This is a genomic window from Mycobacterium farcinogenes, assembly GCF_019739075.1.
Taxonomy (GTDB): domain Bacteria; phylum Actinomycetota; class Actinomycetes; order Mycobacteriales; family Mycobacteriaceae; genus Mycobacterium; species Mycobacterium senegalense.
Window position 1 is genome coordinate 5,894,345 of record NZ_CP081673.1, and the last position, 12,809, is coordinate 5,907,153.

A 12,809-nucleotide genomic window follows, 5' to 3' on the forward strand; every position below is an offset into this window, starting at 1 on the left:
TGGTCATGCCAGCGTCGACCACTGCCGCGAAGCCGGCGCCACGCCGCGTCGCGATCCTCGTCTACGACGGCGTGACGCTGTTGGACGTCGCGGGTCCGGCGGAGGTGTTCAAGACGGCGAACCGGTTCGGCGCCGACTACCAGATCGTGCTGCTGTCGCCCACGGGTGAGAACGTCACATCCAACCTGGGTTTCGGCATCACCGTAGAGCATGACGTCGTTGGTGAGCCTGCAGCAGACACATATCTGGTGCCCGGCTCCGACAACTATCCGCGGACGCCGGTGCCGTCGATGTTGGCCGAAGCCGCAAGGGTTCCGGCACCGGGCGCCCGCCGGGTCGCATCGATCTGCACCGGCGCGTTCATCCTCGCCGCCGCCGGACTTCTCGACGGCAAGCGGGCGACCACGCACTGGAACGTCGCCCGCGAACTGGCCGCGCGGTGTCCGACATGCCAGGTCGAGCCCGACGCGATCTATGTCCGTGACGGCAACACCTACACATCGGCGGGCGTGACCGCCGGGATCGACCTGGCACTTGCACTCGTCGAAGAAGACCACGGGCCCGACCTGACCCGCGACGTCGCCCGCGCCCTGGTGGTGTATATGCAGCGGGCCGGCGGCCAGTCACAGTTCTCCGCTCCCCTACAAGGCCCGCCGCCCCGTTCTCCAGCCCTACGGCAGGTGGTCGACTTGGTGACGGCGGATCCGCAAGGCGACCATTCGCTCACCGAACTGGCCAACCACCTCAACGTGAGCACACGGCACCTCACCCGGCTCTTCCACGATGAGCTGTCCACCACACCGGCGCGATACGTCGAGAGCATCCGTTTCGACATGGCCAGGGCGCTGCTCGATCAAGGGCACAACGCCACCCAGGCAGCTGCTCATGCCGGCTTCCCCAGCTACGAGAGCATGCGACGGGTGTTCGTGAGGAAGCTGTCCATCAGCCCGGCTGCCTACCAACGCCGGTTCAGCACTGCTCGTCGCGCCGGTTCGGACGGCGATTAGCCGGGCCGGCCATCAGCCTTGGGCGGCTGCGCCGTGATGAGGATGAAGACCACCAGCAGCTTCGCCGGATCGGTTGAGCTGACGTTCTTTATCGCGACGTCGTTTGCATCCGGCTCCTCGAACCAGTTCTCTCCCTGCCGGTGCACGTGCGCGGGTTCGCCTTCGAGCTGGTTGCTCACCGCGCCTTCGAGCACGTAGGCGAAGACGAACGCGTCGCCGTGGCGATGGGGCGCCACCTGCGCGCCCGGTGGGAAGGTGACGATCGCCGACGTGAGGTTCCTACTGGCGAGGTTCGGTGGTTCTGACTTCGCGGCCGGAGCGCCGCAGCCGACAACCATGGCCGCCACAGCAGCGGCCAGCAGGGCTTTGGTGATCATTTACCGACTCCTTCAGTCAGACCGCGTACCGTTGGCGGATCTCCACTGCGGTCTCAAGCATCTGGCCGGTGCTGGTGAACCAGTCCTGCAGATTCAGGTCGACGATGAGTTCGTCTGCACCGGCCTGCGCGGCCGTGTCGATGTCCTCCATGATTTGGTCGAGCGTGCCGACGAACGCCGACCGGTCAGGCCCGGCATCGCGCTCGGTGAAGGTCACATTGCCGACCACCACCATCTCCATTCGGCTCGCGTCCCGGCCGTACTCCGAGGCCATCTCCCGGATCCGATCCCACCCTGTGCGCAGCTCCGCAACGCCGACCAATCCGGGGGTGGTAAGCACCGGCATCCAGCCGTCGGCACGTTTGGCTATGCGCTGCAGAGCTTTTGAGCTGGTACCCCGACCGAGATTGCTGCCGCCACCGCCGAGCAGCACAGGAATCTTCGACACGGGCTTGGGCAGCACCGAGGCGTGGTCGATGGTGACACGCGGACCTTTGAAGATCACCGGGTCCGGCCCCCACGCAGCATCGAACACGTCGAGCGTCTCGTTGAGAAAGCGGCCGCGATCGGCGCGGGTGGCGCCGGTGGCCTGGAGTTCGTCGGTGGCCCAACCGGTGCCCAGGCCCGCGACCATGCGGCCTCCGCTGATCTGGTCGATTGTCGCTATTGCCTTGGCCAACTGGATGGGTGTGTGCAGGGCGGCGACGAGAACCGATGTGCCGAGCCGCACCTTTTCGGTCACCACCGCCGCTGCGGTAAGGACCGCCAAGGGGTCGGCGGCCTGCCGCGAGTGCCGCGGCCAGGCAACGTCGGTGCCGGCATACGATTCGACGGGCGATTCCGGAAACAGCAGCCGCTCATAGGTCCACAAGCCGGCATACCCGGCGTCCTCTGCCGTTCTGGCCGCTTCGACCAGGTCATGCTGTAGGTCGACGCCCAATCGCTGGGGCAGGCGAAGTCCGAGCCTCATGGGAAACCTCCGGTGTAGACGCGATGGTTATGCGTTGGCGAACAGACGACGCAGCAGCTGGGCAAGCGCTGCTGGTTGAGAGAGAAACGGGGAATGCGACGTGTTCATCCGATGGACCTCGTCGGAGTGCCCGGCCATCCGCTCTTGCGCGGTCACCGGGATCGAGTTGTCGGCTTCGCAGACGATGTAGGCGCTCGGTAGCGTCTTCCACGCCGTCTCTGTCAGTGGCTGCCGCATGGAAGAGTAAGACTGGTAACCGATCTCGCTGACAGCGAATTCTGCGGTGGCGTCGTCGAGATCGTTGTAGAACACTTCCGCCGGCGTCATCACTTCGACGAAGTCTTCGGCACCGTCGCGGTGCCGGAGCTTGGTCCACGGCCACAGCGCACAATCTGGGTTCTGCGAGAGCAGTGATTCGCCGGCCTCCAGTTGAAATGCGGCGAGGTAGACGATCTTTCGGACATTCGGCGCGTTGGCCAACGCCTGTGTGGTGGGCACACCACCGTAGGAATGAGCGACGACGACGACCGGCCCGTCAACAGCTGCGACGGCCTGTGCGATCACCTCGGCATCGGCATACATGTCGCCCAGCACGGCGGGATCGTCGCCGCTGCTTGTCAGGTGCACGGTACGTACGTCGAGATCCGAGAGCTCCTCGACGAGCAAGCGGAAATGTTCGGGCTTGTGCCAGGCGCCGTGGACGATGAGCACAGCGGGGCCAGTCACGAGGGCCAGGCCGATCCGAGAATGCGCTCGACGGTGGTGACGCCTCGAAAGTCGGGCATGAAGTGTTGCAGGACATCGAAGTTCACCGTGCCGAGAGTCGTCTCCGGCCGGTTCTTGAAACCGTCGAAATACGCGCTCAGGAATTCGTTCTTGAAATCACCGCGCGGGTGGACCGCAAGGATCTCGTCGATCCGGTCCGAGTCCAGATCATCGAGACCGAAACCGACCACATCGGTGAGCACCCCGAGGTGCGTCGCGGCGATCTCGGGGCCCATCCGGCCGGGGATGCCCGGTGTGGTGTGCAGGGCGATCGCCGTCCACACCGTGTCGGCCGCCGAGGCGGAAAACCCACGCTTGAGCAGGAACTCGCGTCCGTGATCGGCGCCGTCGACCTCGAAGCGCTGTTCGGTATCGGAGAATGGCGTCACGAGACCCGTGTCGTGAAACATGGCCGCCAGGTACAGCAATTCGGGGTCCGGTTTCACGCCGAGCCGCTGGGCATGAATCTGGCCGAAGTAGAACACCCGGCACGAGTGGTGGTAGATGAGCGGCGTGATGGTCTGCTGGACCAGGCGTGTCGCTTCAGCGACTGCCGCGGTGTCGGGGATCTCGATCCCGGCGATGGTGTGTGACATGGCTTCTGGGCTTTCTGGTGGTCCGTCTGTGTCTGGGTCTGACCACCATGCTTCTCGCTGCCATGGGTGCTGCGCCGCCTTCGTTCGGCCACGAATCCCTCAAAAATGGACAGCACACCTTCGCAGGCACGAAAAAGTCCCGCCACACCGTGTGTGGCGGGACTTTTCGCCCGTGACTCAGCCCAGGACCAGGCCTTCGCCGTCCGCGCTGACGTTGACGGGCACCACGTCGCCGTCGTGCACCTCACCGGCCAGCAGCATCTTGGCCAGCTGGTCGCCGATGGCCTGCTGCACCAGGCGGCGCAGCGGGCGGGCGCCGTAGAGCGGGTCGAAGCCCCGCTGGGCCAGCCACTGCTTGGCGGGCAGCGACACCTCGAGGGTGAGCCGGCGCTGCGACAGCCGCTTCTGCAGCTGCTGCAGCTGGATGTCGACGATCGACACCAGCTCGCCGGGTTCGAGGCCGTGGAAGATGATCACGTCGTCCAGCCGGTTGATGAACTCCGGCTTGAACGCCGCCCGCACCGCGGCCATCACCTGCTCCTCGGTGCCGCCGGCACCCAGGTTGGAGGTCAGGATCAGGATCGTGTTGCGGAAGTCGACCGTGCGGCCCTGGCCGTCGGTCAACCGGCCCTCGTCGAGCACCTGCAACAGCACGTCGAAAACGTCCGGGTGGGCCTTCTCGATCTCGTCGAACAGCACCACCGTGTACGGACGCCGCCGCACTGCCTCGGTCAGCTGACCGCCCTGGTCGTAGCCGATGTAGCCCGGAGGCGCACCGACCAGCCGAGCCACCGAGTGCTTCTCGCCATACTCGCTCATGTCGATGCGGACCATCGCCCGTTCGTCGTCGAACAAGAACTCCGCCAACGCCTTTGCCAGCTCGGTCTTACCCACACCGGTCGGGCCCAGGAACATGAACGAACCCGTCGGCCGGTTCGGGTCGGCCACCCCGGCCCGGGTGCGGCGCACCGCATCCGACACCGCGGTCACCGCGGCCTTCTGTCCGATGACGCGCTTGCCCAGCTCCTCTTCCATACGCAGCAGCTTGGCGCTCTCGCCTTCGAGCATCCGGCCGGCCGGAATACCGGTCCACGCCTCGACCACCTCGGCGATGTCGTCAGGCCCGACCTCTTCCTTCAGCATCACGTTCTCGCGAGCCTCGGCCACCGGCAGTGCGGCGTCGAGCTTCTTCTCGACCTCGGGGATACGCCCGTAGCGCAGCTCCGCGGCCTTGGCCAGGTCACCGTCGCGCTCGGCCCGGTCGGCCTCACCGCGCAAGCTGTCGAGCTGCTCCTTGAGCTCGCGGACCACGTCGATGGCGCCCTTCTCGTTCTGCCAACGGGTGGTCAGCTCCGAGAGCTTCTCCTTGTAATCGGCCAGCTCGCCGCGCAGCTTCTCCAGCCGCTCCTTGGAGGCGTCGTCCTCCTCCTTCTCAAGAGCCATCTCCTCGATCTCGAGGCGACGGACCAGCCGCTCGACCTCGTCGATCTCGACGGGCCGCGAGTCGATCTCCATGCGCAGCCGGGATGCGGCCTCGTCGACCAGGTCGATGGCCTTGTCCGGCAGGAAACGCGCGGTGATGTAGCGGTCGGAGAGGGTTGCCGCAGCCACCAGTGCGGAGTCGGTGATGCGCACGCCGTGGTGCACTTCGTAGCGGTCCTTGAGGCCGCGCAGGATGCCGACGGTGTCTTCGACCGACGGCTCACCGACCAGCACCTGCTGGAACCGGCGTTCCAGGGCGGCGTCCTTCTCGATGTACTTGCGGTACTCGTCGAGCGTGGTCGCGCCGACCAGCCGCAGCTCGCCGCGGGCCAGCATGGGCTTGATCATGTTGCCCGCGTCCATCGCCGACTCACCGGTGGCGCCGGCGCCGACGATGGTGTGCAGCTCGTCGATGAAGGTGATGACCTGTCCGGCCGAGTCCTTGATCTCGTCGAGGACAGCCTTGAGCCGTTCTTCGAACTCACCGCGGTACTTGGCGCCGGCCACCATGGACCCGAGGTCCAGTGAGATGACGGTCTTGTCCCGCAAGCTTTCCGGCACGTCGCCGGCCACGATGCGCTGGGCCAGACCCTCGACGATCGCCGTCTTACCGACACCGGGCTCGCCGATGAGCACCGGGTTGTTCTTGGTGCGCCGGCTCAGTACCTGCACGACGCGACGAATCTCGTTGTCGCGTCCGATAACCGGGTCGAGCTTGCCTTCCCGGGCGCGAGCGGTCAGGTCCGTGGAGTACTTCTCCAGTGCCTGGTAGCTGCCCTCGGGGTCGGGGCTGGTGACCCGAGCGCTGCCGCGCACCTTGGTGAAGGCCTCGCGCAACGCCTCAGGTGAGGCGCCGTGGCCCGTCAGCAGCTTGGCGACCTCTGAGTCACCGGTGGCCAGGCCGACCATCAGATGTTCAGTGGAGACGTACTCGTCGTCCATCTCCGTGGCCAGGTTCTGGGCCGTGGTGATCGCGGCGAGCGATTCGCGGCTCAGCTGTGGTTGGCTGCTGGCGCCACTGGCGCTGGGCAGCCGGTCGAGTAACCGCTGCGCCTCGGTCCGAATCGTCGCGGGGTCCACGCCGACGGCCTCGAGCAGGGGTGCGGCAATGCCCTCGTTCTGGGTGAGCAGTGCCATCAATAGGTGGGCGGGCCGGATCTCCGGGTTACCGGCGGAACTGGCCGCCTGCAACGCTGAGGTCAGCGCCGCCTGAGTCTTGGTCGTCGGGTTGAACGAGTCCACGACACCTCCCTTTTCCGATAGAGAAAATGCTTGTCGCCATCTACAACGTAGTCAAGGTTGAGTCTGTTCCGCTCAACTTTGAAAATTTTCCGCAGGCAGACTTGTCCGCGTGCATATCGTCGTCGTCGCCGCGTCCGCACCCAGCCATATGTACCCGCATCTGGCCGTGGTCACCGAGCTCGTACGCCGCGGTCATCGGGTGAGTTACTTGGTCGGCGGCCACCTGGCCGATCTCGTCGCCCCCACCGGAGCCGACGTCATCGCCTGCACCTCGGTGCTGCCGGGCGCACCCGGTGCGCCGGAGTCCTTCGACGAAACCGACCCGGTGGCCGGCATGCGCTTGTTCCTCGACGAGGCGATGCACGTCCTGCCGCAACTCCACGCCGCGCTCGACCGGGATCGGCCCGACCTGGTGCTCTACGACATCGGCGGCATGGCCGGCCCCGTGGCGGCCGAGCAATGGGGCGTGCCCGCGGCGCAGTTGTCGCCCAGTGAGGTTGCCTGGGAGGGCTACCGCGAAGACATGGCCGAGATCCTCGACCCGATCTTTGAGAGTGCCGGCGGACGGGCCTATCGCGAGGCATTCGACGCATGGTTGCGAGGTTCCCGGTCGGGCTTGACATTCGACGAGGTGACCGGCGTACCGCGACGCTGCCTGGTGTTGATCCCGCGAGTCATGCAACGCCATGCCGACCGCGTCGGCGATCGCTATCGGTTCGTCGGGCCGTGCATTGATCCGCGACGGGAAGCGCCGGGTGACTGGAGCCCTCCGGCCGGTGACGGCCCGCTGGCGCTGCTGGCATTCGGCACGGCCTACACCGACCGAGCCGACGTGTACCGCAACGTGATCGAGGCTCTCGACGGGCAGGGCTGGCGGTTGGTGTTGGCCACAGGGCGGGCCGACGACCTGAGCACGGTGCCCTCGTGGGTTCAAGTGCGCGGGACCGTTCCCCAGCCTGCGGTGCTGCGACGCGCCGACTGCTTCATCACCCACGCCGGCATGGGCTCATGCACCGAGGGCTTGTGGTTCGGGGTACCGATGGTCGCGATCCCGCAGGCCGTCGATCAGCCGGCCAATGCCGCCCGACTGGAGGCGATCGGCGTCGGCCGTCATCTCCAGGACCATCTCCCCAGTGCGGCGGCGATCCGCGCCGCGGTGCTCGGAATCGCGGCCGATCATCGGGTGCGGGCGAACCTCGACGAGATTCGTGACGAGATCCGCGCGCATGGCGGGCCCGAGCACGCCGCCGACGCAGTCGAGGATGTCGCCACCGGACGCTGGTGAACAGTCACAACCCGGCGCCGCGATGTTGCTAGGTTGCTCGCTATGACGGAGAGCTGGGGTTCTGTTTTTGCCGAACTCATCCCCTTGGCCATGGTGGTGGCACTGTCGCCGCTCTCGATCATCCCGGCGGTGCTGGTGCTGCACACCCCGCGTCCCCGGCCGACAGGCCTGTCCTTCCTCGCTGGATGGCTTCTCGGCCTGAGCGCGCTGACCGCGATCTTCGTCGGCGTCTCGGGCCTGTTCGGCCGGCTTGACCAGCCCCCGACGTGGGCATCATGGTTGCGCATCGTCGTCGGTGCGGCGTTGATCGTCTTCGGCGCGTACCGCTACCTGACCCGGTCCGAGGCAGAGCACAGCCCCAAATGGATGGCCAGCCTGAGCAAGCTCACGCCGCTCCGGGCCGGTGCTGCCGGCGCGATTCTCACCGTGGTGAACCCCAAAGTGCTGTTGATCTGCGTGGCAGCAGGTTTGGCGATCGGGAGCGCCGGCCTCGGCCAACCCGCAGTGTGGGCGGCCGGCCTGTACTTCGTCCTGGCCGCCGGATCGACCGTGGCCCTGCCGATCCTCGCCTACGCGGTGTCCGGCGAGCGTTTGGACCCCGCGCTCGCCCGACTCAAGGAATGGATGGAACGCAACCACGCCGTGCTGGTTGCGGCCATTCTCGTCGTGATCGGTCTCCTCGTGCTCTACAAAGGAATTCACGGCCTATAGGCGACGTATTCGGGGCGGGACGGGCTACGGTGTGCGCATGTCCGAATCCGGTTTCGGTGATTTCGAATTCGAGCGGAAGTTCTTTGTCCGCGAATTGCCCGCAGTGGCAGCATCAGATCCCGCACCAGCATTGATCGTCCAGGCGTATCTGTTCGCGGCCGACGGATACGCGGTGCGGGTCCGAGTACAGGGCCCGGCACCAGCGAAATTGGATGCCCCGCCCGCGGAGCTCGTCGCGGCGTTGGGCGAGCAATCGCTCGGGACCATGACGGCTAAAGGCCCCGCCGTCGGCGGCACCCGATACGAGGCCGAACGCGAACTCGATCCATTGGTCGCCGCGCAGATCGTCGGTCGATCCGAACACGTCGTCGCGAAGGTTCGCTACTCGATGTGGTTGGGCGAGGACGGCTGGATCATCGACCAGTTCCTGGGGCGAAACGCGCCGCTATTGCTTTCCGAAGTCGAACGCGGCGGTCCCGTGGTCAATCTGGCGATTCCGTCATTCTGCGTTTCCGAGGTCTCGGAGGACGACCGGTTCCGCAACGAGTACCTGGCATATCAGCCATTCAGTACGTGGGCCGACGAGTACCTGCGCGAGCTCGACCGACGCGGGCCTACTTTCGTGGACAGCCTGGGGCAGAATCAATTCGAAGGTAGTTGAGGGCCGCGTCCCTGCGAGATCGCGTAGTGCATCGCGTTGTGCACCGAGTTGAGCATCGCTTGGTAGGTAGCGATCTCACCATTGGCTTTGTCATAGGTTTTGCGAGCATGACCCGTCGCCGGACGGACATTGGTGCCCCGCTGCCCCTGGAAGATCTCGATGAGCCGCGCGCACCTGGCCGCCTCGCCGGCCAATTCGTCATATGGCGCCTCGAACACACGATTGTTCGGCCATCGAGCCCAGAACGCTTCCGAGTGGGTGAACAGCCGCGCCCGCTCGGCATCCAGTCGTTCGCCCGCAGACGACGGAATCATGGACAGTCCAATCGCTCCGGCAGCAAAGAGAGCAGATACCACCAGCCCAATCGTCAGATAGGTGAGGAAGCTCTTTGGCTCATGAGAACCCGCAGCAAGCACATGGTCATACATCGGCTTACCGTCCACGGGAAGCCGCGTTGTTCATTGCATTGACGACTGTGGTGATCCAGCTGCGGACGGCGGCGATTTGAGCATCAAAGTCGCCGCCTCGTCCTCGACGCGCGAGATCGCGCCGCCGCTCCAGGACGAAGACCACTCGCCAAGAACGCTCTGCTTCCGCTTCCAGCTCCAAATACGGTGCCTGCCAAAGCACTTGCGCGGGCCAACGGGAGTTGAACTGGGCTGATTCCGCTACAAATCGTGCTTCCAGCGCATCCAATTCCTTGGCTGCGCTGCGGCCGGCCCAAACCTGCACCAGCACATAGGTTGCGATCATCACACCGATGGCCGCCAACAGCCCGAGCCATTCCTCTGCCGTGCTCGGTAGGCTTCCACGGGCGACGAACTCCACTGCCACTTCGTCCCCTCGCACGGCCACAGCCTAAACGCGGGCTGCTCACCCAAGGTCGGTTCTAACCACTCCCAGCGCAGCCTGCCGCACAAGAATTGGTGCACAGAGGTCCCCTCGTGGGCAGTTAAGCTCACCCAGATAGAGGCTTCGTCCAAACGGGTCCGCCGCCACCACCACTCGACAGCTGATATACGAGGAGATCCAGATGTCCGGCGAACTGCGCGTGATTACCTCACACGTGCTCGAACTTGCGCAGATGCAAGCTACCGCCGCGGAACAGATCGTCGCAGCGGCCACGGCGTCACATGGTGTCAGCACATCGATGGTGGTTAATCACGGCGTCGTGTGCTCAGCCGCAAACGCGGCCGTCGCTGCGGCAGAAAGCGCACGCGCTGCTGCGTGCGCCGGCATGAACTCGGTCTCGACCAGTCTGTCGAGCCGGCTCGGGATGGCGGCGGCACGTTACGACCAGTCCGACGCGCAAGGGGCCGGCAAACTCAGTAAAGAGATGCATCCCCGCTGAGCCCACTACCGGCGGGCAACTTCGTCAGCGGTAACGTACGAATCACAGCCAGCTGTCTCGGCTCGCGCCGGCGCTCGATCAGAATCGGAACTTCAGATACGTGACCACACACGATCCTGACGATGAGTTCTTCCACTCCGAAGACACGGGCTTGGACGCGCTCGACTTCGACACACCAATCCAACCCGACGATGACGGGTCGGGACTCGACGCCTTGCCGGACTACTCCATCGGCGAAATCGACCACCGGACCAACCTCGATGGTGTCGACGACTTCACCAACGCCGAAGTCGAAGAAGACGAGGACGACGGTTTCGGCCCAGTCGACGCCGACGCGGCTACGGCGGACGAAGATCAGGGGCCCGTGGTCCAGGCGATCAACCCGCCCGGCACCGTCGCCGTGACGGCCTACCTCGGCGGTTCGGTCGCTCACGTCGATCTAGATCCAAAGGTGACCGCTCTAACCGAATCCCAACTGGCTGAAGAGATTCGGTTCGTGGCAGGCGTGGCGACCAAGAAGGCTGCTGCGGTCGTGCACGTCGGCGTGGTGAACATGTTCGTCGAGCAAGGTATGAATCTCCGCGATGCGCGAGATTTCGTGGAGACCAACATGCCCTTCGCCACCCCGGAACAGGCCCACGAGGCCGACCTCGCGCTCATCGCACGGCACTCCGAGCGGGAAGACTGACCGAGGAACCATCATCAACGAATCCTTGCCACTGCCCCCGCAAGCGGGCTGGTTTACCGACCCGTGGAACATTCAGCAGATCCGGTACTTCGACGGCCGACAGTGGACACCCCACGTGGCAGCTCGTCCACCGACGCAGGCAGAGACCGCGCCGCAGGCGCCTGCCCCACCGCTGACTTCGGGTGGGTACCCATTCGGGGAGCCCACCCTGTTTCTCCAGCCAATCCGCGGTGGATTCGGTTCCGATATTCGCTGTTCGATCACAAACTCCGACGGTCAGGCTCTGGCGCTGATCCAGCCACTGGGAGAATTCCCACTGGGTTTTGGGGGTGCGGCACTGTACAAGATCGAGTTCGAGGTGGTTCGGCCCAACGGAATCCAACTACTACGGTTCACCCGTTCGACTGGCCCGATGTACCGGCGCCGCCACCGCCTGCAAGTTCACGACCCTACCGGCCATGAACTCGGCTGCCTCCGTCAAACGAACTCATACTGGCAGTACTTGCGAACACCGTGGATGTCTGTCGATCTCGAGTGCCAGGATCAACCTCTGGGCAGCACGAAAATACGCAGCCATATCCCCTATTTCACCCCGCTGGAACTCGACGCTCCCATCACCGACGCGAACGGCACAGAGATCGGGCGAGTGCGTAGTCAGCCGAACCAATCCGGGCCGACACGCGCGCTCGGATTGACAGGAAGGACCTTCGACTACCGGCTGGATTGCGCGCGCCCGACTTCCCCGCCGATGCCTGCCCTGATGTTGGCCATAACATTTGCGCACTTTCTCTACGACGACCTTCCGTCGGATGCGCCGTTGTCTCGTTTTTCCCGGTGAATGAGGTCGCTCCAGAGACGGTCAACGCACCTTGCCAAGTGTCCGAAATTTGGTGCGTAGCAACGTCTTGAAACGCTGTTAGGCTTCCCCTCAACGAAGGAGGGATCGACCGAGATGAGCTTTTGGGATGCAGCAGATGCGGTCAGCAAGACGCTCGGCAAGAGTGACGAGTTAGGCCAACTCGGGAATGCCAACACGCTGTGGTCCACCAAGTCTCACTACGATGCCGGGGACAAGATCGGGTTGGGTTCCGACGCGATTGGCGTCGTGCAGATGTTTCTCAAGAAATCGTTCGCAACTCCCATCATCAATGTCGGCCTGTTGGGCATCCAAGGTATGACTCTCACTTGCGGAGTCGGCAATCCGGATACTGGCGACAGGTTCGGCAAGGGCGCAGAGCAGTTGGGCCAAGTCCATGACACCCTGGAATCGGCGAAGCCGGCAGCTGGTTGGCAAGGCGACGCGTCGCAGGCCTACACAGGCCAAGACGCGAAACAACAGGAACGCGCACGCACGATCGCAGAAGCAGACAAAGCCTTGGAAGCAATCGTCGGCAAACAGGCGAGTCAAATCGATCAGACCCGCTCGTTCCTCGGTACCTGCGCGACTGTGCTCGGGTATGCGATCCTGCCCGCAATGATTGCGAAAGTCTCCGGTCCGCAGGGTCCTGCTGTCGCACTGGCCATTGAGATCGGCGCTGTCGCCGGCTCAGTACCGCTTGCTGCCGGACAGATGGCGGTGATGAGCGCCAACTCGGCAGCAAATGCCGTCGAGGTCGGGCAGGTCATCGGGAAATACGCCAAGGTTGCCGCAAGCGCCACGTTCGGCAAGTAGCA

Annotated in this window: 15 protein-coding genes and 1 pseudogene; 9 read left to right on the top strand and 7 right to left on the bottom strand. The window is 64.7% G+C overall.

Going from position 1 to position 12,809, the window contains the following annotated elements:
* Window positions 1–5 precede the first annotated feature (5 nt).
* On the top strand, window positions 6–1,007 hold the full coding sequence (locus K6L26_RS28205; protein WP_047039884.1) for a GlxA family transcriptional regulator: 1,002 nt from the start codon (window positions 6–8) through the stop codon (window positions 1,005–1,007).
* Here the strand turns inward: K6L26_RS28205 and K6L26_RS28210 are convergent.
* From K6L26_RS28210 to clpB, 5 genes are all read right to left on the bottom strand, one after another.
* Window positions 1,004–1,384 (bottom strand): cupin domain-containing protein, encoded by a 381-nt coding sequence (locus K6L26_RS28210; RefSeq protein ID WP_019344346.1) that lies wholly within the window; start codon window positions 1,382–1,384, stop codon window positions 1,004–1,006. The two genes, K6L26_RS28205 and K6L26_RS28210, sit on opposite strands and share 4 nt — an antisense overlap.
* 16 nt (window positions 1,385–1,400) lie before the next feature.
* Window positions 1,401–2,354 carry a TIGR03619 family F420-dependent LLM class oxidoreductase gene (locus K6L26_RS28215; protein ID WP_064895988.1) on the bottom strand — a complete coding sequence of 318 codons (954 nt, stop codon included), beginning with the start codon at window positions 2,352–2,354 and terminating at the stop codon, window positions 1,401–1,403.
* Window positions 2,355–2,381: 27 nt separating this feature from the next.
* On the bottom strand, window positions 2,382–3,080 hold the full coding sequence (locus K6L26_RS28220; protein ID WP_064895990.1) for an alpha/beta hydrolase: 699 nt from the start codon (window positions 3,078–3,080) through the stop codon (window positions 2,382–2,384).
* Window positions 3,077–3,715 (bottom strand): HD domain-containing protein, encoded by a 639-nt coding sequence (locus K6L26_RS28225; protein ID WP_019349186.1) that lies wholly within the window; start codon window positions 3,713–3,715, stop codon window positions 3,077–3,079. Before K6L26_RS28225 ends, K6L26_RS28220 begins: the two co-directional genes overlap by 4 nt.
* Window positions 3,716–3,892: 177 nt before the next feature.
* Window positions 3,893–6,439: an ATP-dependent chaperone ClpB gene (gene clpB / locus K6L26_RS28230; protein ID WP_036389480.1), complete on the bottom strand. Its 2,547-nt coding sequence runs from the start codon at window positions 6,437–6,439 to the stop codon at window positions 3,893–3,895.
* Between the two features lie 109 nt (window positions 6,440–6,548).
* Between clpB and K6L26_RS28235 the strand changes: the two genes are divergently transcribed.
* Genes K6L26_RS28235 through K6L26_RS28245 form a run of 3 tightly spaced genes read left to right on the top strand, consistent with a single transcriptional unit; the run spans window position 6,549 to window position 9,096 of the window.
* Entirely contained in the window at window positions 6,549–7,724 is a 1,176-nt protein-coding gene (locus K6L26_RS28235; protein WP_234788488.1) for a macrolide family glycosyltransferase, read from the top strand.
* A gap of 42 nt (window positions 7,725–7,766) precedes the next feature.
* On the top strand, window positions 7,767–8,435 hold the full coding sequence (locus K6L26_RS28240) for a GAP family protein (protein ID WP_043369462.1): 669 nt from the start codon (window positions 7,767–7,769) through the stop codon (window positions 8,433–8,435).
* Between the two features lie 37 nt (window positions 8,436–8,472).
* Window positions 8,473–9,096: a CYTH domain-containing protein gene (locus K6L26_RS28245; RefSeq protein WP_064895994.1), complete on the top strand. Its 624-nt coding sequence runs from the start codon at window positions 8,473–8,475 to the stop codon at window positions 9,094–9,096.
* Here the strand turns inward: K6L26_RS28245 and K6L26_RS28250 are convergent.
* Both K6L26_RS28250 and K6L26_RS28255 read right to left on the bottom strand, forming a co-directional pair.
* On the bottom strand, window positions 9,078–9,524 hold the full coding sequence (locus K6L26_RS28250; protein ID WP_131805802.1) for a hypothetical protein: 447 nt from the start codon (window positions 9,522–9,524) through the stop codon (window positions 9,078–9,080). The two genes, K6L26_RS28245 and K6L26_RS28250, sit on opposite strands and share 19 nt — an antisense overlap.
* Window positions 9,525–9,528: 4 nt before the next feature.
* Window positions 9,529–9,930, bottom strand: coding sequence for a hypothetical protein (locus K6L26_RS28255; RefSeq protein ID WP_131805803.1), 402 nt, complete (start codon window positions 9,928–9,930; stop codon window positions 9,529–9,531).
* A 199-nt stretch (window positions 9,931–10,129) separates the two neighbouring features.
* On the opposite strand from K6L26_RS28255, the gene K6L26_RS28260 reads away from it, so the two are divergent.
* The 5 genes and pseudogenes from K6L26_RS28260 to K6L26_RS28275 all read left to right on the top strand — a co-directional run bounded on the left by K6L26_RS28260 (window position 10,130) and on the right by K6L26_RS28275 (window position 12,807).
* Window positions 10,130–10,447: an ESX-1 secretion-associated protein gene (locus K6L26_RS28260; protein ID WP_036389487.1), complete on the top strand. Its 318-nt coding sequence runs from the start codon at window positions 10,130–10,132 to the stop codon at window positions 10,445–10,447.
* 100 nt (window positions 10,448–10,547) lie between these two features.
* Window positions 10,548–11,135 (top strand): hypothetical protein, encoded by a 588-nt coding sequence (locus K6L26_RS28265; protein ID WP_174551552.1) that lies wholly within the window; start codon window positions 10,548–10,550, stop codon window positions 11,133–11,135.
* Window positions 11,032–11,265, top strand: a pseudogene (locus K6L26_RS31920) (DUF2510 domain-containing protein); the annotation flags it as partial. The gene K6L26_RS28265 and the pseudogene K6L26_RS31920, both read left to right, overlap by 104 nt.
* 387 nt (window positions 11,266–11,652) lie before the next feature.
* Entirely contained in the window at window positions 11,653–11,973 is a 321-nt protein-coding gene (locus tag K6L26_RS31790; RefSeq protein ID WP_064896000.1) for a hypothetical protein, read from the top strand.
* Window positions 11,974–12,087: 114 nt separating this feature from the next.
* Window positions 12,088–12,807: an EspA/EspE family type VII secretion system effector gene (locus K6L26_RS28275; RefSeq protein WP_081281683.1), complete on the top strand. Its 720-nt coding sequence runs from the start codon at window positions 12,088–12,090 to the stop codon at window positions 12,805–12,807.
* Window positions 12,808–12,809 lie beyond the last annotated feature (2 nt).

Excerpts from the sequence above, each read along its gene's own strand:
- K6L26_RS28245 (WP_064895994.1), top strand. The coding sequence starts at position 8,473 with ATGTCCGAATCCGGTTTCGGTGATTTCGAATTCGAGCGGAAGTTCTTT.
- K6L26_RS28225 (WP_019349186.1), bottom strand. The coding sequence starts at position 3,715 with ATGTCACACACCATCGCCGGGATCGAGATCCCCGACACCGCGGCAGTC.
- K6L26_RS28275 (WP_081281683.1), top strand. The coding sequence starts at position 12,088 with ATGAGCTTTTGGGATGCAGCAGATGCGGTCAGCAAGACGCTCGGCAAG.
- K6L26_RS31790 (WP_064896000.1), top strand. The coding sequence starts at position 11,653 with ATGTCTGTCGATCTCGAGTGCCAGGATCAACCTCTGGGCAGCACGAAA.
- K6L26_RS28240 (WP_043369462.1), top strand. The coding sequence starts at position 7,767 with ATGACGGAGAGCTGGGGTTCTGTTTTTGCCGAACTCATCCCCTTGGCC.
- K6L26_RS28260 (WP_036389487.1), top strand. The coding sequence starts at position 10,130 with ATGTCCGGCGAACTGCGCGTGATTACCTCACACGTGCTCGAACTTGCG.
- K6L26_RS28210 (WP_019344346.1), bottom strand. The coding sequence starts at position 1,384 with ATGATCACCAAAGCCCTGCTGGCCGCTGCTGTGGCGGCCATGGTTGTC.
- K6L26_RS28215 (WP_064895988.1), bottom strand. The coding sequence starts at position 2,354 with ATGAGGCTCGGACTTCGCCTGCCCCAGCGATTGGGCGTCGACCTACAG.
- K6L26_RS28250 (WP_131805802.1), bottom strand. The coding sequence starts at position 9,524 with ATGTATGACCATGTGCTTGCTGCGGGTTCTCATGAGCCAAAGAGCTTC.
- K6L26_RS28205 (WP_047039884.1), top strand. The coding sequence starts at position 6 with ATGCCAGCGTCGACCACTGCCGCGAAGCCGGCGCCACGCCGCGTCGCG.